Raw genomic sequence first — 20567 nt, forward strand, 5'->3', positions numbered from 1 at the left:
CAATAAGCTCCCACAAAAAAAGCCAGACTCCATTTCTACTAAAGTCCAGCTTCTCATCTATTACATTATGAATACGTTTAAACACCTAGTACTTTCTTATTCCGGTCAACTACACGTTCATAGTAGGTTTCATACATGGTGTACTCTTCACCCTGTAGGGTACTCCCGTAAAATTCTCCACTAAACCCTTTTAACGACTGCAGGAAACGAAGCATGACATCTTGAATCGATAACTCTTCTCCTAACAATTCAGAGAGAGAGGCCATGACTTCAGGTTTTATGGTAGGGAATGTGAATTTCGAGGTTTCGTTCTGCAGGCCTACCTCATAAAAGCGTTGAATAAGTCTTGCGCGCTCAGAGCCGCTCCCATTTACACAAAGGTAGACTTGAACAGCTACACCATTCCGAATTCTCCTTTGAGAAATTCCTGCAAACTTCTGATCTCCAATGCTTAAATCATAGCTTCCTGGGCAATAGGATTCTGAAATCTCTTTCGCTTCTATGTCCACGTTAAAATCCTTGAACATATCTTTTACAAGAAGCCACATAGCATCATAGCCTCGATTAATGTCTATTCCTTTTTCTGAATCAGGGAAAACTAATGAAAGATTTAGGACGCCTTCGTCTAACACTACTGCTAATCCCCCGGAATTTCGTACTATATAGTGAAAGCCTTCCTCTTCCAGTACCTTTAAGGCATCAGAGAGAAACGGCAGCTTTGTGTCCTGTATACCTAATACAACCGTTTGATGATGAACCCATGACCGTGCAGTCGGGTCTGATTGTGACGCTCCAACAGCTGTACACAATGTATCATCCATTGCGAAAGACTGTAACGCCTCAAACATCGGGCCTAAGCTCGATTGATCAATCACTCTCCACTTCTCTTGGCGGAGCAGTGCATACGCCTTTTCCATTTCCATATCTCTTTCTCCTTCACTCTCAACATGCGAGCTCATTATATCACAAAAATAGGACTGAGCTAAAAAGGGACTGAGACCGCACACTAAAAAAGCTGAACCCCTAAAGGTTCAGCTTTTTGATTATTTACAATGCTTGAGCAGCCGTAATAAGAGCTAATTTATATACGTCTTCTTCGTTACAGCCACGGGATAAATCGTTCACAGGAGCATTTAATCCTTGAAGAATTGGACCGACAGCTTCAAAGTTTCCTAAGCGTTGAGCAATTTTATAGCCAATGTTTCCTGCTTCTAAGCTTGGGAATACGAATACATTAGCATTTCCTTGAATATCTGCATTTGGTGCTTTTTTAGCTGCCACAGAGGGTACAAATGCCGCATCAAATTGGAATTCACCATCAACCGTTATTTCAGGTGCTTTTTCTTTTGCTACTGAAACAGCTTCCACTACTTTTTCTGTTTCAGGAGATTTCGCAGATCCTTTTGTTGAGAAGCTTAGCATAGCAACACGTGGATCAATGTCGAACATCTTAGCAGTTTTCGCACTTTCAATCGCAATTTCTGCAAGGTCCTGGCTATCCGGTGAAATATTGATGGCACAGTCTGCGAATACATACTTTTCTTCCTCGCGCACCATAATGAAAACTCCAGATGTTTTACGAACGCCTTCTTTTGTTTTAATAATTTGCAGGGCTGGACGGACTGTATCAGCTGTTGAATGGGCCGCTCCACTTACAAGACCATGTGCTTGTCCAGTGTAAACCAGCATAGTTCCAAAATAATTACCATCTAAAAGGATTTTTCTTGCATCCTCTTCAGATGCTTTTCCTTTTCGGCGTTCAACAAATGCTTTTACAAGTTCATCCATACCGGAAAATGATGCTGGATCAACGACGTTACAGCCTTCAAGCTTCACACCAAGTTCTTCTGCTTTCGCCTGAACCTCTTCTACATGACCAATGACAATCGGCGTTAGGATGCCGTCTTGTCCAAGACGGGAAGCAGCAGTTAAAATACGTTCATCTGTTCCTTCTGGAAAAACAATTTTTAATTCTTTGCCTTTAATTTTATCTGTTAATGTTGTAAATAAGTTACTCAATAGAGGAACCTCCTTGATTAATACATATCCAATCTTAGAATACTCTTTTCATATAGGAATTCAAGGAAAAGGAGTAATGATACCGATTTCACACTAAAAGTCTTTGTTTTCTAAAAATTCATCTGTTCTACTTTTACCCCGATAAGCCACTATGTACCATAAACATACCCTTTTAGTGTGTTCTCAAATCCATTGCATTATCCATTAGTTGTGCCATTTTAACGACATTTGTGTTTCGTATTCCTACCCTGTGGCCAAACTATGATATAGTAAAGTTGGAAAAAGTACTTTAAGGAGTGATTACTATGGCAGAACCGGCACAAACATTAGATGGTTGGTATTCTTTACATGATTTTCGCGCAATGGATTGGACAACTTGGAAGATGCTTCCGAGTGAGGAAAGAGCAACAGCCATTTCGGAATTCCACCGTTTCTTAGATAAGTTAAACAGCACTCAAGATGCAAAAGAAGGAAGTCATGCTCTTTACACAATTGTTGGTCAAAAAGCAGACTTCATGCTGATGATTCTTCGCCCTACAATGGAAGAATTAAATGAGCTGGAAAATGAGTTTAACAAACTAAAAATAGCTGAGTTCACGATTCCAACATTCTCTTATGTTTCTGTTGTAGAACTTGGGAACTACATGCCTTCTGAAGGCGATCCATATGATAATCCATATGTACAAGAACGAATCTACCCAATTCTTCCGAAAGCAAATCATGTCTGTTTCTATCCTATGGACAAGCGTCGCCAAGGAAATGATAACTGGTACATGCTTCCGATGGAAGAACGCCGTGATATGATGAGAAGTCATGGAATGATTGGTCGTCAATATGCTGGAAAAGTAAAACAAATCATTACCGGCTCCGTTGGTTTTGACGATTATGAGTGGGGTGTTACTCTATTCGCTGATGATGTTCTTCAATTCAAAAAGCTTGTATATGAAATGCGTTTTGATGAAGTAAGTGCACGCTTCGGTGAGTTCGGTGCATTCTATGTAGGAAATCTACTAAAAGAAGAAGGAATCGCGAAGTTTCTTCATGTGTAATTAACCACATACTTGGTAAACGACAAGCTAGATACTAGCTTGTCGTTTTTTTTTGCTATTTTAGAGAAGAAAGTAGTAGTTGATTTCCGCTCCAGAATGCTCGCTTTCCGCGGGGCTGGCGGTGAGCCTTCGGGGTCTCACCTGTCCATCTTCTCCCGCAGGAGTCGAGCACCTTCCGCTCCAATCAACTTCTTTAAAGAAAGCCGTGTTGATTCCCTGTTAAGTCCTACAAATTTTATTTTCTATTAGATTATTTTTCACTATTAAGCTCTGTCACGAAATTACCTTTTTGATGGTGGGGGGAACTGCGTAGACTCCTGCGGAAGTACGGTCGTGCCCAGACCCCGGAAGCGAAGCTGAGGAGGCTCGGCCGAGCGTCCGCGGAAAGCGGAGCATTTCCCCCCACCATCCAGCACACACTGTTTGACAGAGAACGGGCAGTACTCATGTTAAAAATAACAATCTTTGCGTAAAAGATCTTATCGATATTACCCACCGATGATTTATCTTGTCCTCCTTTAAATTACAAAAAAACTCTTACAATTCAACAGTTAGTCAAGTTTTGGGTCACCATCTAGCACATACTGGTTAACAGAGCCATTAAGATACTAATGTATAAAAAAACACAATAATCATTACGAATAGAGCTTTTTCAAAAGATACGTGTAGTTGATTAAGAAATCACTCCTATGACAAGAAGACAAAAGAAAAACAAGAATATATTCTCCCTCGTCTACATAGACATGAAATAGTGAGATATAAAGCATCTTCTAAAGTGAGGTGAGAAGATGGCTGTTATTCCTTATAACGAGAAAGAAGTGAAGCTCCTTGCTCGATTGATGAGGGCTGAAGCCGAAGGGGATGGGCAGCTTGGGATGTTGATGGTTGGAAACGTGGGGGTCAATCGTGTCCGATCTGACTGTCTGGACTTTAAAAAAATAGCATCCCTTAAAGATATGGTTTATCAAAGTCCTGGTGGATTTGAAGCGACTCAAAAAGGATATTTCTATCAACGAGCAAGACAAAAAGACATAGACCTTGCCCGAAAAACCATTAAAGGAGGAAGATATCACCCTGCACAGTATTCCTTATGGTTTTTCCGTCCTGAAGGAAGTTGTCCCGGCCAATGGTTTAATCAATCCAATTCTGGACGATATAAGTCCCACTGTTTCTTTCAACCATCTAGAGGTGATTGTCCTAAAGTTTATTAATCTATTAAAAGGGGGTAGATGTTTTGGCAAATCAACAGAACCCTTATATGCAAGGGTATAATCCATACGGTCAATATTACGGAGGTGGTCAAGGGCAAGGACAATATTATCCAAGCCAGCAGCAAGGTGGAGGTATGCAGGTTCCTCAGCCAACAAACGCTAAAGCACCTTCTCAAAATGTTCAAGGAATGCTTCCAATGGAAGAATCCTACATCGAAAACATCCTTCGATTAAACAAAGGAAAAGTAGCTACGGTTTATACTACTTTTGAAAACAACAAAGAATGGAACGCAAAAATCTTTAAAGGAATCATCGAAGCCGCAGGACGAGATCATATTATTTTAAGTGATCCTGAAACGGGTACTCGATACTTAATTCCTATGATTTATTTAGATTACATTACATTTGATGAAGAAATTGAATATGAATATCCATATGGAGCAGGAGGCTCTATGCAAGGTTATTCTCAACGATAGTACAAAAAAAGTGTCCAACGCTTACCTGTTGGACACTTTTTCAAAGGATTTATAATGTTTTTGCTGCAAAGACAATCAATAGAACCCAAGCCACTAAGAAGCTTACTCCACCAAGAGGCGTGATGGCACCAAGAACTTTAATTCCAGATAAGCTTAGGACGTACAGGCTTCCTGAAAATAAAATGATTCCAATAAGCATGAACCAGCCTGACCAAGATAACATAGAAGTAGGAGTTACATTTCCCATCATTACTCCGACAATAATAATTCCAATTGCATGAAACATTTGATAAAGAACCCCTGTGTTCCACGTATCAATATACTTCTGAGAGATCTTTCCTTCTAATGCATGAGCACCAAATGCCCCTAAGACAACAGATAAAAAAGCATTCAAAGCACCAATAATAATAAATGTTTTCATGATGTTTCCTCCTGTACTGTACTTCGTGTATTGTCATTACCTTTTATTTCTGGTTAAAAATCGAATAAGGAATCTCCATTTGCCCCGTCCTCTGTTTCAAGAGGCTCTTCTTTTGGAATCGATTCGAGCCTTTGTGGCTGTGACTCCTGAATATATGGCAATGGTTGTTTAGGACTTTGAAAAGAATTTGTCCCAACCTGATTGTTTTCTTCTAACAACACTTCACATAGGGCTTTAATAGAGTAGATATGTTCCCTGATTTGTTGGGACTTCTCAGCTGATTTTGCCTTCCCTAGCTCATGCTCCATCTTTTTCATTAACGATTGGTGAGGGATATTCACATTTTTCCTCCTTACGTGTTTAAGGCGTTTTCGAATTTTCATTGTTCTTTTTCAGAACCAACTATTATTTTATCATGTTTTTTCACTTTTTCAGAAAGACACGAGAACCTTATGTACTTCTCAATTTCATCATTATAGCAAATAAAGACAAATTCTTCTCTTCACTTTGATTTAGGAGCAAATTTCATACAAGGATTTCCCGATGATTGAAACACAACAAGTGAGGGCATCAGCTTCGATTTAAACCCGTATCCTCTGCATCCTCGAGGGTGAGCTGGCTGCCAGGTTGTATAAAAGTATTGGCATTTAAAGCAGTTTACTTGTTTCTCTTTTGTCACCCGAATTGCCTCCTCTTACAAATTCAAACCCCTTTTCATTATTCGGAGGTTCACTTTACGACTAAATAAGACATGTTTCACGTGAAACATACATTTTTCTATTCGATACACCAATCGATTCCTTCAAATCCCTGCTCTATTAAAAATTGATTGGTTTGAGAATACGGTTTACTTCCGAAGAAACCCCTATGTGCTGATAACGGACTTGGATGTGGAGAAGTTAGGACTCTATGCTTTGAGTTATCGATCAGGAACTGCTTCTTTTGAGCCGGTTTGCCCCATAATATAAAGACAATAGGCTGTTTTCGTTGATTTAATAGAGAAATCACTTTATCGGTGAACGTTTCCCAACCTTTTCCTTGATGAGAATGGGCCTTCCCATCTTCCACCGTCAAAACTGTATTTAATAGAAGCACTCCCTGCTCTGCCCACTTCACTAATGATCCATGAGAAGGGATTGGACATCCTATATCAGCTTGCAGCTCTTTATACATATTTCGAAGGGACGGAGGAATCCTTTCACCTTTTTTCACAGAGAAGCTTAAACCCTCTGCCTGATTTGTACCATGATATGGATCCTGTCCTAATAAAACAACTTTAACATCCTTATACGCTGTGTAATGAAAAGCATTGAACAGTTCATACATGGGAGGATAAATTTTATTAGATTCGTATTCTCTCATAAGCCATATTCTTAATTTTTGGTAATAATCCTGTTGAAGCTCATCTCTTAGAATGTCCGCCCAATCGTTTTGAAAAATTCTAGTAGACAATGTTAGACATCCTTTCTAGTCTTGATACTTTATCGTTACTTTGTAGCCTAATTGATCAAAGAATCCTTTTAACGACTTCTCCGCATTTTTTTCTGCTGCTTGAAGTAATCCTTGATCAATCGCTTCTTGACTAATAAGGTCCTTGGCTACTTCAGCTAGAGCAAACCCTTCATTCCAATCAACTTCGCTTCTGAAAATCCCTTCTACTGAAAAGGTCTTTACATTTTCTGTATCAATTGACGGATCTTGTAGAATTTCAGCTCTCGGTAAAGTTAGGACCATTTCTTTCTTCTCTTCATTCACTACTATATCGTTTTTATCAATTTCTTGTAAATTCACACCCGCTAAAACGGTTCCTGGAACAATCATTAGGAGCTTTCTCTTCGTCCCTGGGAGATTGGCATTTATTTCTTTCCCAAATAACTGATTGTTTTCTTGCTCAATAACTGCTTTTACAAACCCTTGGGCAGTTGCTAATGAGCTCATTTCCTGAATCCTTTCTACAAAAGACCCCTTCTCTTCTGTAAAAGTAGAACCTGATAACCAGGTATACACTCCTATGGTCGCTCCTCCCACTAGCAATGTTAAGATCAAAAGGATAAGTAGGATTCGATTCCGCCAGAATGATAGAATCGACTTCGCCAGCCTCCATGTTGTATATCGTTTACTTCTTCTATTATCAACCGCCAAAGATGCGCTTGCTTCTCTTTCATTCGCTTTCAATTCTGCCAGTATTGTTTCCATTTCCTTCAATTTTCTATATTGATTACTCAAGTGCTTCACCATCCTTCTTTCCATTATAAAAAACATTGTAGAATCTTGGAAACTATTTATTTTTACTATATTTTGGAAAGTTTAAATAACGAACAAACGGGAAAAAAACGAGCAAGAACAGATAATAAAACTGGAGGTTATATGAATGTATAAAGTAAAAACAGTAGAAAATGTTGTAGGCGTTAAAAATGAAATCGAAACCTTTACAAATGAAGGATTTACGAAAAAAGAAATCTTTGTATTTGCTCACGATAAGCATCGCTCAGAAGATATTTCTGAAGCCACTCATACTGAATCCATCGGTGTTAAGGAGCAAGGCCTCATTGAATCCATGGGGAACCTGTTTAAAAGTCGCGGAGATGAGCTTCGTACAAAAATGAAAGCAGTTGGAATGAATCAAGCAGAAGCAGATGCGTATGAAGAAGAATTAGATAAAGGAAAAATCGTTGTCGTCGCTTCTAAAGAAGCAACAGATAATGATGCCAAGCCTTTCTAATTTATGAATTTCCAAACGGACGTCGAAGCTTTTTTTCGACGTCCGTTTTTTTGTATTCAATAGTCTAGGTAGACTATTTGTAATCCTACAGGGATTATTATATTCTTTAGTGAGACTTTGACCTGAGTTAAGTACATTTTCTAGGGGGAATAATTCATGACATTGAAAAAAACACTAACGATTGCAGGATCAGATACAAGTGGTGGAGCTGGAATTCAAGCCGACCTAAAAACGTTTCAGGAGCACGGTGTGTATGGAATGACTGCTCTTACAACAGTCGTCACAATGGACCCGCATAACCATTGGCATCATAATGTACACCCTTTATCAATCGATACATTAAACGCTCAGCTGGAAACCGTTTTGTCCGTTGGAATTGATGCGATGAAAACAGGTATGCTTGGTACAGTTGAAATCATTGAACTGGCTGCTAAAAAAATCGATGAGTTTGGTTTAAACAAAGTTGTCATTGATCCAGTTATGGTATGTAAAGGAGAAGATGAAGTCCTTCACCCTGAAACAACCGTAGCCATGAGGGAGCACCTTTTGAAGCGTGCAACAGTGGTAACACCGAACCTTTTTGAAGCAAGTCAGCTTGCAGAAAGTAGTCCCATTAAAACCGTGGAAGATATGAAGGAAGCCGCGAAAAAAATTCATGAATTTGGGGCCAAAAACGTGGTCATCAAAGGTGGAAAGCAGCTTCAACATGATAAAGCCTTAGACATATTCTATGACGGAAATGAGTTCACTCTTTTAGAGGAAGAAAAAGTGGAAACTTCCTATAACCATGGTGCCGGCTGTACATTTGCAGCTGCGATTACATCAAACCTTGCTAACGGACAAGGTGTAAAGGAAGCCGTTGAAAACGCGAAGAAGTTTGTTACTGCAGCCATCAAGCACGGCTTTAAATTAAATGAATACGTAGGTCCCGTGATGCACGGTGCGTATAATCGTTTTGAAAAATAATTAGTTAAAATCAGGTGCCAATTCTGGTGCCAATTCTGGTGCCAATTCTGGTGCCAATTCTGGTGCCAGGCACAAATGACTTCATTTGTGCCTGGCACCTTTTTTGTGACACTTTATTTGTCAAACAGACTTTTCGCTTTCAAAGAAATATTTTAGTAAGATAGAACATAATACTTATGAGTCTTTTCTGTACCTAAGGAGGAAATGGAATGGAACCGATTAAACTAGCTGAAGTGCAAGGAATCATTAATCAATTTGCACGTCAGGACGTATATATACATTTAGAAACCACCAATGGAGCCTATGCCTCCCACTTTAATGAAGGGTTTTTCTCAGCTGGAGCATACATTCGCAACGCAAAAGTGAACTATGAGCACGGAAAGATCATTGGGGACGGACCTTTTCGCGTAGGCTTAAAGATTGAAATAGGCTGGGTTTACGCTGAGGGACTCACTCACTTCGAATTAGACGAAGAAAACCGCCTACTCCTGGCTGGACACGGATCTGATGGGAAATTGGCTGTGGCATTACAAATCAGCTCTACACCATTTAACTAATACGGATAAAGCTATTTTAGAAAAGAGGAGCGTTTAGAATGGAAAAAGAAAAACAAGTACTTGTTATCTTTCCACATCCAGATGATGAAGCATTCGGTGTATCAGGTACCATTTCTACTCATGTGAAAAATGGCTCACCTGTTACTTATGCTTGCTTAACACTCGGTGAAATGGGAAGAAATTTAGGGAATCCTCCGTTTGCAACGAGAGAATCCCTCCCCCTCATTCGAAAAAAAGAATTGCAAAAGGCAGCAAATGTGATGGGAATCAAAGATTTACGAATGATGGGCTATCGAGACAAAACACTAGAATTTGAAAACGATGAGAAGCTTTCGAATATGGTGACAGGATTAATCGAAGAATTAGATCCTTCCCTTATCATTACCTTCTATCCTGATTATTCTGTTCATCCTGACCATGAGGCAACAGCAAGAGCAGTCGTTCGGGCAGTTCGACGATTGCCTAAGGCTTCCAGACCAAAGCTACACTGCCTTGCTTTTTCAAAAAACTGCGAAGAAGAGCTGGGTAAACCGGATATTCTAATTGATATTACATCTGTAAAAGATCAAAAACTTGATGCCATGAGAGCACATATCTCTCAAACAGCATGGATGCTGAAAGATTTAGAAAAAGGCATTGAACAAAATGATCCAGAAGCATTAAAGTGGGTCACCAACGAACGTTTCTGGAGCTATCAATGGGACAACGACAAAGTTGAATAAATAAGAAAAAGTACCTGGTGCTCCAGGTACTTTTTTTATTCTATGTACTTTTTGTAAATGGTGTTTTATAAAAAGGTACTGCTTTCATATAAAATTTTTAAAAAAACTCAAGCTGAGAAAGTTGATTGGAGCGGAAAGTGAGCCTCCTTGCAATCAGCTACTACTTTCTCCTCTAAAAAATCCACAAATTTTACTACTAGAGTCTATTCTATTCACATTACCTATGAATAAAATTAATATGTGAGTGATTACTCACTTTACAAATGAACCAAAACCATTTATATTAAAAGTGAGTAATCACTCACTAACTTTGAAAGGTGTGATTCAGTTGAATTCTCTTATCGAACTACAAGAGCTATCAAAGTCATTCGGCTCACAAGAAGTATTAAAAGAGATATCTCTAAACATTCGCAAAGGTGAAATTTACGGCCTGCTTGGACCATCAGGTTCAGGAAAGACCACTCTCATCAAGTTAATGATCGGATTAGAAGTACCGTCTTCCGGGAGAGTGACGTTTAAGGGTGAAAACCTCAAAGCCAAAACGTTGTATCCTTCGATTGGATATATGGCTCAGTCCGACGCCCTTTATGACGAGCTAACGGCGAAGGAAAACTTATCTTTCATGGCTTCACTTTATGGACTGACAAAAAACAAGCGAAAAGATCAAATTGAAAAGGTCATGGAAACCGTTGATCTCCTCAGGGACTTAAACAAGCCTGTTCATCAATATTCAGGTGGTATGAAGCGAAGACTTTCTCTTGCTATTGCTCTCTTACACGATCCTGACGTTTTATTTTTAGACGAACCGACTGTTGGGATTGATCCTGTTTTACGAAAGGAAATATGGGATGACTTCCACAAGTTAAAAGAAGAAGGAAGAACATTAATTATTACCACACATGTAATGGATGAAGCAGAACGATGCGATCGATTAGGTTTACTTCAAAATGGTGAAATCATTTCAAGCGATACTCCAGAAGCAATAAAAACCCAATACGGTGTTACTTCTATTGAGGATGTATTTTTAAAGAATGGAGGTGTTCAAGTTGAGAATTAAAGGGTTTGTTTTACGAATCATTCAGCAGCTTTTCCGGGATAAACGTACGTTAGCTCTAATGTTTTTAGCTCCCATCCTCATTCTCACCTTGCTTTCACTCGTTTTTAATTCAGGAGATTATGAAGCAAAGGTTGGTTTGGTAAATGTACCGAAGCCTCTTGAAGCTAAGCTTGATACAGACGATTTTAGACCATACACGAATGAGAAAGAAGCGTTAGATGACGTGGAAAGTGGAAGTTTAGATGGTTACCTCACATTTGAAAACCCTTCTGAGCCTCACATTGTCATTGAAGGAAGTGAACCTTCCATAAATGGTGCCGTAATGAAAAAAGTTCAAGGGCTTTTCTCTGCAAATTCTATGAATCTATCGGATCAAGTGGAGTACGTTTATGGAGATAAAGACATGGAAATGTTTGATTCCTTTGGTCCTGTTTTACTTGGATTCTTTGTTTTTTTCTTTGTTTTTTTAGTAAGCGGCGTTTCCTTCTTAAGAGAAAGAACAACTGGTACTCTCGAAAGACTTCTGGCTACTCCTATTAAAATTTGGGAAATGGTGATCAGCTATGTCATTGGGTTCGGTATCGTGACCCTGCTTCAAGCTTCATTTATATCCTGGTATGCCATTTATGTACTTGATATGATGATGAAGGGCAGTTTCTTAAATGTTTTGGTGATTATTGTCAGCTTATCGTTCACCGCACTCACACTTGGAATATTACTATCTGCTTTTGCTAAAAATGAATTACAAATGATGCAATTTATCCCAATCGTTGTCATCCCACAAATATTCTTTTCAGGGTTGTTTAATTTAGATACGATTGCCGAATGGTTAAGCTGGATTGGCCGTGTCACTCCTCTCTATTATGCAGCTGCTGCTCTAAGAGATGTGATGATCAGAGGGTTTGATTTTCAACATTTATTGATTAACCTATCCATACTGATTGGGTTCTCTCTACTCTTTATGATTCTAAATGTTGCAGCCCTAAAAAAATACCGTAAAATATAAGATAATAATAGGAATTTAAAGATGTTAGGGGTTTAAGCATGTCTGAACAAAATGATATCCTAAAGCAATTATTGGATCAGGAAGAGCCATTAACGGAGAAACAACAAAAAATCGTAGAGGCAGCTATTGAAATGTTTGCAGAAAAAGGCTACGCCTCAACCTCTACTAGCCAGATTGCCAAAAAAGCCGGCGTGGCAGAAGGAACGATTTTCCGACATTACAAAACAAAAAAGGATTTACTTCTTTCCATTGTATCTCCCACTATGGCAAAGCTTATTGCTCCCTTTGTGATTCGTGATATTAATAAAGTTTTAGATGCAAAATATGAACGCTATGAAGATTTTCTAAAAGCAATGATCATCAACCGTCAAGAATTTCTAAAGGATAACATGACGGTATTTAAAATCTTAATTCAAGAAATTCCCTTTCATTCGGAGTTAAAAGAGCAATTCAAAGAACATATTGGTCAGAAAATCGTTGAAAAATTCACCACACTAGTTGACCACTATAAGGAAAAAGGGCAGGTTATTGACTTGCCTTCCATAGCCGTTGTACGATTTTCAGCCTCCAGTATCTTCGGATTATTATTCGTACGTTATATCATTCTTCCTGAAGAAGAATGGAACGATGAAAAGGAAATTGATATGACGGTTCAAATGATTATGCATGGGATTGGGAAGGAATAAGAAGAAAAGCGATCTTGGAGAAAACCTCCAAGATCGCTTATTTTTTATAAGTAAGCTCATGGGGAGTCAGTGCTCCTCTTTTCCCTATGAACTTCTCAGGTTGACTAGCCCCATTCTATTTGTGAATCCATACTGCACCAGCAGTATTGTCTTTTGCTTCACCGATGACTTCGAATTTCAAGCCGAAGTTCGGAACATCACGTCCTGCATCAGGGATTATTTCGTTCATATATTTTTTCGAATCATCAAAGACACGAACTCCTGCTAAACCGTCATAGTCAAAGATTCCTCTAGAAGGAGAATCGACGTACCATTCTGGTGCTTTATCTAATGAGAAGGCTGCATCAGATACTTGATAACGAGTACTATTTACGATAGACCCACTACCGTTTCTCGTTCCAACAATTGCCTCCGGATGAGCATCCACCACGCCAAGGAATCCTTCACCAGGATGCATACCTACCCAGTTATCTGTAAAGCTGTCATCTCCATACCAAACCACTAAACCAGTGTTGTATTTTACTCCACGAGAGAAGGCTAATGCTTCATCGGATCCAGCATAGTTTCTCCACTCTAAATAATAGTAATGAGCTTTTTCATCAAATCCATTCGATACAACGAAACCATCTGTGGTAAATTTCTCTTCTCCTTCAGCATCATCGGAAAATACTACATTTCCATCTACTGTTAGGGTTGCATTGTCTAAAGCAAACCCATCAAGAGCCAAGCCACCATCAGTCACATAGTCAAAATAAAGTGTCACATTATCACCTGCAAATGGACTTAGGTCATACGATTTATCTATCCATTGACCCTTTGTTGATTCTGCTCGAGTATCCCCATCAGTATCATAATCTCCAATGACATCAAGCTCAACCTCTTCGCCACTTGCCGTTACAGCCGTAACGAATAAATAATCATAATCATATTCAATATCGTAAAAAGTTTTATAATCAAATGTAGCTGTTGTCGCATTCGTCAAATCAAACTCAGGAGATACTAACGTCGTATGAAGGTCATCTCCTTTTGTACTATAATAGTACTTTTCTCCAAAGGCTGGTTGAATTCCCTCCACTTCTTTAGCTGGAAGATTCACTTTCACAATTCCCGGATTCTTTGATTTCGTTACACTTTGATCAAGGAATGAGGTCACACCATTTTTATCGATGTCTTGATAATTTACCTCAGTGATATTTGCCCAGTTTCCTCCCATCGTTTTTTGGAAGAATTCTTTATTTTGAGGTGAGAAGCTAGTAGGTGCTGTCCCAGCAATATTACCGTTCCAGCTTCCTCCACTCATAATGGACCAGGAAGCGACAGGCTCACCATTTCCAGAGTAAATCGTGTCATATTCATCAGGTAAACCTAAATCATGACCAAATTCATGGGCGAATACTCCGACTGCACCGTCTTCAGGTTGGATGGTGTAATCATAGGCGCCCATTTTACCTCCCCAATAAGGCACATCTGTTGAGGAACCTGGAACACGGTATACTCCATTCAACACCCAACGATGAGACCAAATCGCATCATCCCCAAGTTTTCCACCACCAGCTTCTTGTCCTGTACCAGCATGAATGATCATTAAGTGATCCACTAACCCATCAGGCTCATTTTGATTTCCATCGCCGTCAAGATCATATAAATCGTATACGTCATATTCAGATAAGTCCATACCAGCTTCCACTGCAGCGTTTAGTGTATCTTTAACTAAATCACGCGGACCTTTTGGGGCTAAGTTATCATGTCCTCCATTAGGATTATCATCACCATAATCAGCCGCATTACCTGGTACTGATAACCAATCTGACACCGTTCCATCCAATGTGTAACTCCCACCTGATTGCTCCTCATAATATTGCTTAAATGTTTTTACCTTTTCACCATTAAACAATTCAAATTCTTCGTCTCCGAACATTAATTTTTCATAATGCTCTTTATTAAAATCATCTGAATACATGTACCCTTGCTCTTGAATCACGTTATTATGTTTAAAGTCCGCGAACTCTGTTAAGAGAACTAGAACTTTGTCAGTACGAACGTCCCCATAATATGAGGCTTGTTTAGCGGAGTTTACTTTGGCAATTCCAGTTGGTTTTCCTTTTTTGAAATTATCATGACCTTTTTCAATCTGCTTCATTAGCTTGTCTTTTTGCTTTGTTAAAAAGTCCTTCGCTTTTTGATCCATTTCATCTTGCTTTATCTCCTTCGGGGATTTGGGTTCCTTCACATTCTTTTTCTTTGCTATGTAGTCTTTAACGGCTTTCTGGATTTCAGCGGAACTGGCATCCTTTGGAATAATTCCTTGATCTTGAAGAGCTTTTGCTAATCGGTCTTCATTCACAATATTCAAATCTACCGGTGCTGATTCTAGTGTAGATGCAACAACAGATGTCGGTGCTGTTGTAGAGCCTGCAAAGCTTCCTGCAAATAAGGTAGATGCAACAATCGTACTAGCGGTAATACTCGAAAAAACCTTTAAAGCCGTCTTCTTCTTTCCCAACTGGTTCACCCCTATAAAATGTAATAGATTAATAGATTAGTTCGTTTTTGTGAACAACCTGAGAGAATCATATCAAGTAGTCTGAATATTGTAAATACTAGTGATAAAACTAGTCAAAAGATGTGAAAAGGTTACAATTTACGATAATTTCCTTTCTTTTCTAACGTTCGTTATTTCGTGCATATTCGTGTTTTTTTCTATGTAAAGGGGGTAAATGTTATATATAACCAAAGGAGGTTAAAGGATGAGTTTTTATTTTCAGGAGAATTTATTGGAAGGGCAACACATCCTTATCACCGGTGCTTCTGGTGGTATTGGGTATGAAACAGCTAAGGTAGCTGTTTCTACTGGAGCTAAAGTAACAATAGCAGGAAGAAACAACGAAAAGCTCCAACAATTAAAAGAGGATTGTAGTCTAACTGATAATGTATATATATGTTTAGGTGACTTAAACAAGGCGGAAGATCGCCAATCGTTGGTCGACTGTGCTACGGAAAAACATGGTCAGATTACAGGTCTCGTCAATGCAGCTGGAATCGGTGGCGGAGATATCGTTGAGAACCTATCCGAAAAAGAATTAAGAGAGATTATGGAGCTAAACTTTTTCTCATTAGTTCAACTCACTCGATCGGTTTATACTCAAATGAAAGAGCTGGGAAATGGAGCTATTGTAAATATCTCTTCCCTTTCCGGATTAAGGGGAACCCATGGAAACAGTGCATACAGCGCTTCAAAATTTGCCGTAACGGGATTTACTCAAGCCTTCGCACTTGAAGCCATCGAAAACAATATTCGAGTGAACGCTATTTGTCCCGGGTATGTAGACACTGAAATGGGTCGAAATGCCATTAAATCAAAGGGAGAAAGAGAAAATCGAAGCTATGAGGAGCAATTACAGCTTGCGAAAGAGAGCATTCCCTCTAAGCGACTAACTTCACCCAATGAAGTAGCGAATACCATTGTGTATTTATTGAGTGAAGCCGCTGAAAACATCGTAGGAGAATCCATAAAAATTTCTGGCGGAAGTGTGATGAGATAACAGACGAGATTCTGTTCAGAATATACCTCTATAAACTAAGACCCTTATTGGACTGTCCAATAAGGGTCTTTTAATCTCATTCTTCACTTTTAAAAGAAGTCAAATCCACTTTATACAGTTTATCATCCTTTTCTCTTGGAATTCCCCTCCCATCTGTATTATTGCTAACGAAGAAAAGGGTATCTCCTTCTACTAATACATCCCGAATTCGACCAAATCCACTAAAAAGTTCAGTGACTTTTTTCGTTTCCGGATCGAATTGCTTAATACTTTGGCCAGCAAGAGTGGCAAATAGGAGCTTATCGTTCCAAAAGTCAGCACCTGAAGGAGCCCAGGATGGTTTTCCCGAATGGGCAAGGGGAGAAACGAGAGATTCTTGACCTTTCTCTCCAGTAATAAGCGGCCAGCCATAGTTTTTCCCCGGTTCAATCAAGTTAATTTCATCATAACCGTTAGGACCATGCTCCGTCCCATAAAGAACACCATCAGCATTCCACGCTAACCCTTGAGGATTTCGATGTCCATAACTATATACAAAAGATTCTTTGAATGGTTGATTTATTGGGTTAGTACCATCTAGATTCATACGTAAAATCTTCCCACCAAGAAACGTCAGCTCTTGGGCTTTTTCTTCTTTTGTGGCATCTCCAGTTGTAATATACAGCTTTTGATCCGGTCCGATTTTCAACCTGCCCCCATGGTGATACTGTTGACCACTAGGAATTCTGTCTAGTAAAACCTTTGTCTCTACCCACTGCTGTTCTTCTCTTTTTAGAGCCACTATTCGATTATAAGGTGTATCAGAATCCTCGTAGGTATAATAAGCAATGGCTTGATGGTTTTCCTTAAACTCCGGATGTAGAACAAATCCAAGCAGCCCTGCTTCAGGATGCTGAGCTAAGGGCATGGAAAGCTGTACCTTCACTCTTTCCTTTTGGCCATTCTTTATTTCTACAATAGTGCCTGTCCTTTCGGTTAAGTAGAAATCATTTTCTGCCTTTTGTATGGACCAAGGTATCTTAAGGCTGTCTGCTATTACTGTTGCTTCTATACTTGGTTGACTAACAAATTCACTTTCACTCTCCTCACCACTTGAGCAGGATGAAAGGAGTCCTCCTAGTAAGAGCATCATGATCCCTATCTTCATCAAGTTTCCCATAGGTTTTAACTCCCTTTGTTTTTTCACCAGTATGGACAAACGGAGAGATATTCAATCTTGTGCTCGTTATACTGTTTGCTGGAGTGCTTCTAGAATTGCTTTTGCCACTCCATCTTCCTGGTTTGTAGCCGTCTTAAATGAGCAAAATGACTTTACTTCGTCTAAAGCATTCCCCATGGCAACAGGTCTCCCTGCCACTTTCATCATAGAGAGGTCATTGAGGTTATCACCCACTGCCATAGTATGCTCGGCTAAAAGATTCTTATCGTTTAAAAGCTTTTGAAGAGCCACACCTTTTTGTGCGTCTATACTATTCACTTCTAAATTCTCTTTTCCTGAAGAACTAATGGCAATTCCTGATATGTCTCTCAACTTTTCGTTGGCCTGTGCCAGTTGATCCTCATCAAAGGAAAAGACTAAAAATTTATACACTAGCTTAGAAGGGTCCTCTATGACCTCAGCATAGTCTTCAACTAGCTTTATATGACCTTTTTCAAATCGCTCTCTGGCTGATTGACGAATTTGTTTCTCGGAAACATTCGGATTGGCTGTTGTAAATATATTCACGATGAGTTCAATACCCATTTCTACATTTTCTGTGTAGGTTCCTTGGTCCGTATAGATTTCAAAATAAATTCCAATCTCATTTAATGCTGCCGCAATTTCCTTTGCCTTTTCTGTATCAATACCTGCTTGATCAATCATTTCACCCTGCTTATTTCGAACCTCTGCACCATTTGCACAAATGATATCACAGGATAACCCCGCTTCCTTCAATACATAATAGGCTTCTTCATAGGATCTCCCAGTGGCCACAATAACCTCTATCCCTTGCCTTTCTGCTTCAAGTATTGCGGTTTTGTTTGCTTCACTCACTTCCTGATTTTCATTAAGTAAAGTTCCATCCATATCTGTTGCGATACATGTAATCATAGTCTGACACCTTTCTTTCTCAGTAGTTTAGCCATTGTATCATGATTACTTTATTTTTTTGTACTGAAGAGGCTTCTCGAATACTGTATCCAGTATATTTATTTTCATGTATAAATTTAATTTGGGTTCATTTGGAAAATGGCAAGATTAATAGTCAGTTTGGCAAGATACTTATCCAATTCCGCAAGATTCTTCACCATTTTAGCTAGATTCTCCTTCTTATCACCTGACAATCACCTGTCAATTTGTGTGGTTCGATTAAAAATTCCCATTTTTCAGGAAAAATGAAAGGGTTTTCACATATCATTATAGAAGAATAGAGAAGTACCCATTTTTAAAAGCATCAGAAGAGGAGGAATTTGATGAAATCACTTATTTCATTGTCTAACAAGATTATGCAACGTTATTTACCCGATCCATTTTTATTTGTCGTCATATTAACCTTGGCTGTTTTTGGTTTTGGTCTTATTTTTACTGATAGTACAAGTTTGGAAATGGTTCAGTTTTGGGGCGACGGATTCTGGAGTCTTCTCGCTTTTTCCATGCAAATGGTATTAGTGCTTGTGACAGGTTATGTGTTAGCAAGCAGTCCACTCTTTAAGCGGTTCTTAGGTTTCCTGGCTTCCTTCGCAAAATCTCCTGGATCTGCGATTATCATTGTAACGATTGTTTCCATGATCGCGAGCTGGATTAACTGGGGATTTGGACTCGTTATTGGCGCTTTATTTGCAAAAGAGCTGGCTAAACGTGTAAAAGAAGTCGATTACCGTTTACTGATTGCCAGTGCTTATTCAGGATTTATTGTGTGGCATGCGGGATTCTCCGGATCTATTCCTTTATCTATCGCTACACCAGATCATCCATTTCAAGATATGATCGGAGTGATCCCGACCACTGATACCATTTTTGCTGCCTTTAACCTGATTATTGTTCTTGCATTATTTATCGTGTTACCTCTATTAAACCGAATACTTATGCCTTCACAAAAAGAAACGATTGTTGTAGATCCATCTATCTTAAACGATGAGGACTATCCTGCTGCATCTTTTGAAAAAGAAGCGATGACACCAGCTGACCGTATGGAAAACAGTATGGTTTTATCCATCGTTATTGCTGCTCTTGGTATAGCATTTTTATTTTATTACTTTATTCAAAATGGATTTGCCATCAATTTAAATATTGTAAACTTCCTATTCTTATTCTTAGGGATTCTTTTTCATGGGACACCTAAACGATTCCTTGCATCGGTTCAGGATGCCATTAAAGGAGCCAGTGGGATTGTTATTCAATTCCCTTTCTATGCAGGGATAATGGGAATGATGACTGCATCTGGACTGGCCGTCGTCATGTCAGAGGCTTTTGTTTCTATCTCAAATGATGTAACCTTCTATTTCTTCGCCTTCCTAAGTGCAGGTATTGTTAATTTCTTTGTTCCTTCAGGTGGAGGTCAATGGGCGGTGCAAGCACCCATTATGCTGGATGCAGCTCAAACACTGGATGCTTCCGTGGCAAAAACGGCCATGGCTGTGGCGTGGGGCGATGCGTGGACGAACCTGATTCAACCTTTCTGGGCACTACCAGCCTTAGCCATCGCAGGCTTAAAGGCAAAAGATATAATGGGATATTGTGTCATCATCCTTGTTATTAGTGGGATCTTTATTTCCCTTGGATTGTTATTTTTATAAGAAAAAAATCCGCCTAGGTAGTCTTTACCTAAGCGGATTTTTTAATAGGTTGTTTTTGTTTCTTTTCTGGGAAGTTGATTTGGGTGGAAATCAACTGCTACTTTCTTTTCTAAGTTAGCTAAAAAACTTTACGAAAAGAGTCTACTCAAAAATAAAAAGGCTGCTCACAAATGAGAGCAGCCTGTATATATGAAATGAACGTTCTTCAAATGTTTTATTTACTTTGTTCTCTTCTTTCTAACTCTACTTCTATCATTTCGATAAACTCTTCTTCCAAACCTTCCTCTTGAGCTAGTTGGTACACATTTACCAGTTGCTCTTCTGTTAATTTTGTTAATGACAGCATTTATACATCC

Annotated in this window: 22 protein-coding genes; 12 read left to right on the forward strand and 10 right to left on the reverse strand. The window is 39.1% G+C overall.

Translation table 11 applies throughout. The annotated features are described in order from the left end of the window. Window positions 1-77: 77 nt before the first annotated feature. On the reverse strand, window positions 78-917 hold the full coding sequence (locus tag IQI_RS07270; protein ID WP_064092122.1) for a lipoate--protein ligase family protein: 840 nt from the start codon (window positions 915-917) through the stop codon (window positions 78-80). Window positions 918-1047: 130 nt separating this feature from the next. Next, window positions 1048-2019: a phosphate acetyltransferase gene (gene pta / locus IQI_RS07275; protein WP_064091983.1), complete on the reverse strand. Its 972-nt coding sequence runs from the start codon at window positions 2017-2019 to the stop codon at window positions 1048-1050. Between the two features lie 305 nt (window positions 2020-2324). Between pta and hemQ the strand changes: the two genes are divergently transcribed. From hemQ to gerQ, 3 genes are all read left to right on the forward strand, one after another. Then, entirely contained in the window at window positions 2325-3068 is a 744-nt protein-coding gene (hemQ, locus tag IQI_RS07280; RefSeq protein ID WP_064091984.1) for a hydrogen peroxide-dependent heme synthase, read from the forward strand. 788 nt (window positions 3069-3856) lie between these two features. Beyond that, window positions 3857-4279, forward strand: coding sequence for a cell wall hydrolase (locus IQI_RS07285; protein WP_064091985.1), 423 nt, complete (start codon window positions 3857-3859; stop codon window positions 4277-4279). Window positions 4280-4326: 47 nt separating this feature from the next. Then, window positions 4327-4755, forward strand: coding sequence for a spore coat protein GerQ (gene gerQ / locus IQI_RS07290; RefSeq protein ID WP_082892632.1), 429 nt, complete (start codon window positions 4327-4329; stop codon window positions 4753-4755). 49 nt (window positions 4756-4804) lie between these two features. On the opposite strand, the gene IQI_RS07295 is transcribed toward gerQ, so the two are convergent. The 4 genes from IQI_RS07295 to IQI_RS07315 all read right to left on the reverse strand — a co-directional run bounded on the left by IQI_RS07295 (window position 4805) and on the right by IQI_RS07315 (window position 7402). Next, a complete protein-coding gene (locus tag IQI_RS07295) occupies window positions 4805-5176 on the reverse strand; it encodes a DUF423 domain-containing protein (protein ID WP_064091987.1) in 372 nt (123 codons plus the stop codon). Window positions 5177-5229: 53 nt separating this feature from the next. Continuing rightward, window positions 5230-5517, reverse strand: coding sequence for a YwdI family protein (locus IQI_RS07300; RefSeq protein WP_064091988.1), 288 nt, complete (start codon window positions 5515-5517; stop codon window positions 5230-5232). Window positions 5518-5953: 436 nt separating this feature from the next. Next, a complete protein-coding gene (locus IQI_RS07310) occupies window positions 5954-6628 on the reverse strand; it encodes a uracil-DNA glycosylase (RefSeq protein WP_064091990.1) in 675 nt (224 codons plus the stop codon). 15 nt (window positions 6629-6643) lie between these two features. Next, complete coding sequence (locus IQI_RS07315; RefSeq protein WP_064091991.1) at window positions 6644-7402, reverse strand: DUF4230 domain-containing protein; 759 nt, start codon at window positions 7400-7402, stop codon at window positions 6644-6646. Between the two features lie 145 nt (window positions 7403-7547). On the opposite strand from IQI_RS07315, the gene IQI_RS07320 reads away from it, so the two are divergent. From IQI_RS07320 to IQI_RS07350, 7 genes are all read left to right on the forward strand, one after another. Then, window positions 7548-7898 (forward strand): general stress protein, encoded by a 351-nt coding sequence (locus IQI_RS07320; RefSeq protein ID WP_064091992.1) that lies wholly within the window; start codon window positions 7548-7550, stop codon window positions 7896-7898. 156 nt (window positions 7899-8054) lie between these two features. Beyond that, window positions 8055-8864: a pyridoxine/pyridoxal/pyridoxamine kinase gene (pdxK, locus tag IQI_RS07325; RefSeq protein ID WP_064091993.1), complete on the forward strand. Its 810-nt coding sequence runs from the start codon at window positions 8055-8057 to the stop codon at window positions 8862-8864. A gap of 209 nt (window positions 8865-9073) precedes the next feature. Then, entirely contained in the window at window positions 9074-9421 is a 348-nt protein-coding gene (locus IQI_RS07330; RefSeq protein WP_064091994.1) for a YojF family protein, read from the forward strand. A gap of 38 nt (window positions 9422-9459) precedes the next feature. After that, a complete protein-coding gene (bshB2, locus tag IQI_RS07335; protein WP_064091995.1) occupies window positions 9460-10143 on the forward strand; it encodes a bacillithiol biosynthesis deacetylase BshB2 in 684 nt (227 codons plus the stop codon). Between the two features lie 328 nt (window positions 10144-10471). Beyond that, complete coding sequence (locus tag IQI_RS07340) at window positions 10472-11200, forward strand: ABC transporter ATP-binding protein (protein WP_064091996.1); 729 nt, start codon at window positions 10472-10474, stop codon at window positions 11198-11200. Continuing rightward, window positions 11190-12206 (forward strand): ABC transporter permease, encoded by a 1017-nt coding sequence (locus IQI_RS07345; RefSeq protein ID WP_064091997.1) that lies wholly within the window; start codon window positions 11190-11192, stop codon window positions 12204-12206. Before IQI_RS07340 ends, IQI_RS07345 begins: the two co-directional genes overlap by 11 nt. Before the next feature lie 38 nt (window positions 12207-12244). After that, entirely contained in the window at window positions 12245-12892 is a 648-nt protein-coding gene (locus IQI_RS07350; protein ID WP_064091998.1) for a TetR/AcrR family transcriptional regulator, read from the forward strand. A gap of 115 nt (window positions 12893-13007) precedes the next feature. Here the strand turns inward: IQI_RS07350 and IQI_RS07355 are convergent, their stop codons facing one another. After that, window positions 13008-15395 (reverse strand): immune inhibitor A domain-containing protein, encoded by a 2388-nt coding sequence (locus IQI_RS07355; RefSeq protein WP_064091999.1) that lies wholly within the window; start codon window positions 15393-15395, stop codon window positions 13008-13010. 244 nt (window positions 15396-15639) lie between these two features. Between IQI_RS07355 and IQI_RS07360 the strand changes: the two genes are divergently transcribed. Beyond that, window positions 15640-16434, forward strand: a complete 795-nt coding sequence (locus tag IQI_RS07360) for an SDR family NAD(P)-dependent oxidoreductase (RefSeq protein ID WP_064092000.1) — start codon at window positions 15640-15642, stop codon at window positions 16432-16434. A gap of 76 nt (window positions 16435-16510) precedes the next feature. On the opposite strand, the gene IQI_RS07365 is transcribed toward IQI_RS07360, so the two are convergent. Next, window positions 16511-17593 (reverse strand): PQQ-dependent sugar dehydrogenase, encoded by a 1083-nt coding sequence (locus IQI_RS07365; RefSeq protein ID WP_231893396.1) that lies wholly within the window; start codon window positions 17591-17593, stop codon window positions 16511-16513. A 66-nt stretch (window positions 17594-17659) separates the two neighbouring features. Beyond that, entirely contained in the window at window positions 17660-18526 is an 867-nt protein-coding gene (locus IQI_RS07370) for a Cof-type HAD-IIB family hydrolase (protein WP_064092001.1), read from the reverse strand. A 362-nt stretch (window positions 18527-18888) separates the two neighbouring features. On the opposite strand from IQI_RS07370, the gene IQI_RS07375 reads away from it, so the two are divergent. Continuing rightward, a complete protein-coding gene (locus IQI_RS07375) occupies window positions 18889-20211 on the forward strand; it encodes a short-chain fatty acid transporter (RefSeq protein WP_064092002.1) in 1323 nt (440 codons plus the stop codon). A 214-nt stretch (window positions 20212-20425) separates the two neighbouring features. On the opposite strand, the gene sda is transcribed toward IQI_RS07375, so the two are convergent. Next, window positions 20426-20557, reverse strand: a complete 132-nt coding sequence (gene sda, locus IQI_RS20260) for a sporulation histidine kinase inhibitor Sda (RefSeq protein WP_082892622.1) — start codon at window positions 20555-20557, stop codon at window positions 20426-20428. Window positions 20558-20567: the final 10 nt, after the last annotated feature.

It is taken from the genome of Rossellomorea aquimaris TF-12 (assembly GCF_001648555.1).
Taxonomy (GTDB): domain Bacteria; phylum Bacillota; class Bacilli; order Bacillales; family Bacillaceae_B; genus Rossellomorea; species Rossellomorea aquimaris.

Coding starts and splice junctions, on each gene's coding strand:
- IQI_RS07270 (WP_064092122.1), bottom strand. CDS start 917: ATGGAAAAGGCGTATGCACTGCTCCGCCAAGAGAAGTGGAGAGTGATT.
- hemQ (WP_064091984.1), top strand. CDS start 2,325: ATGGCAGAACCGGCACAAACATTAGATGGTTGGTATTCTTTACATGAT.
- IQI_RS07285 (WP_064091985.1), top strand. CDS start 3,857: ATGGCTGTTATTCCTTATAACGAGAAAGAAGTGAAGCTCCTTGCTCGA.
- gerQ (WP_082892632.1), top strand. CDS start 4,327: ATGCAAGGGTATAATCCATACGGTCAATATTACGGAGGTGGTCAAGGG.
- IQI_RS07295 (WP_064091987.1), bottom strand. CDS start 5,176: ATGAAAACATTTATTATTATTGGTGCTTTGAATGCTTTTTTATCTGTT.
- IQI_RS07320 (WP_064091992.1), top strand. CDS start 7,548: ATGTATAAAGTAAAAACAGTAGAAAATGTTGTAGGCGTTAAAAATGAA.
- pdxK (WP_064091993.1), top strand. CDS start 8,055: ATGACATTGAAAAAAACACTAACGATTGCAGGATCAGATACAAGTGGT.
- IQI_RS07330 (WP_064091994.1), top strand. CDS start 9,074: ATGGAACCGATTAAACTAGCTGAAGTGCAAGGAATCATTAATCAATTT.
- bshB2 (WP_064091995.1), top strand. CDS start 9,460: ATGGAAAAAGAAAAACAAGTACTTGTTATCTTTCCACATCCAGATGAT.
- IQI_RS07350 (WP_064091998.1), top strand. CDS start 12,245: ATGTCTGAACAAAATGATATCCTAAAGCAATTATTGGATCAGGAAGAG.
- IQI_RS07360 (WP_064092000.1), top strand. CDS start 15,640: ATGAGTTTTTATTTTCAGGAGAATTTATTGGAAGGGCAACACATCCTT.
- IQI_RS07365 (WP_231893396.1), bottom strand. CDS start 17,593: ATGGGAAACTTGATGAAGATAGGGATCATGATGCTCTTACTAGGAGGA.
- IQI_RS07370 (WP_064092001.1), bottom strand. CDS start 18,526: ATGATTACATGTATCGCAACAGATATGGATGGAACTTTACTTAATGAA.
- IQI_RS07375 (WP_064092002.1), top strand. CDS start 18,889: ATGAAATCACTTATTTCATTGTCTAACAAGATTATGCAACGTTATTTA.
- sda (WP_082892622.1), bottom strand. CDS start 20,557: ATGCTGTCATTAACAAAATTAACAGAAGAGCAACTGGTAAATGTGTAC.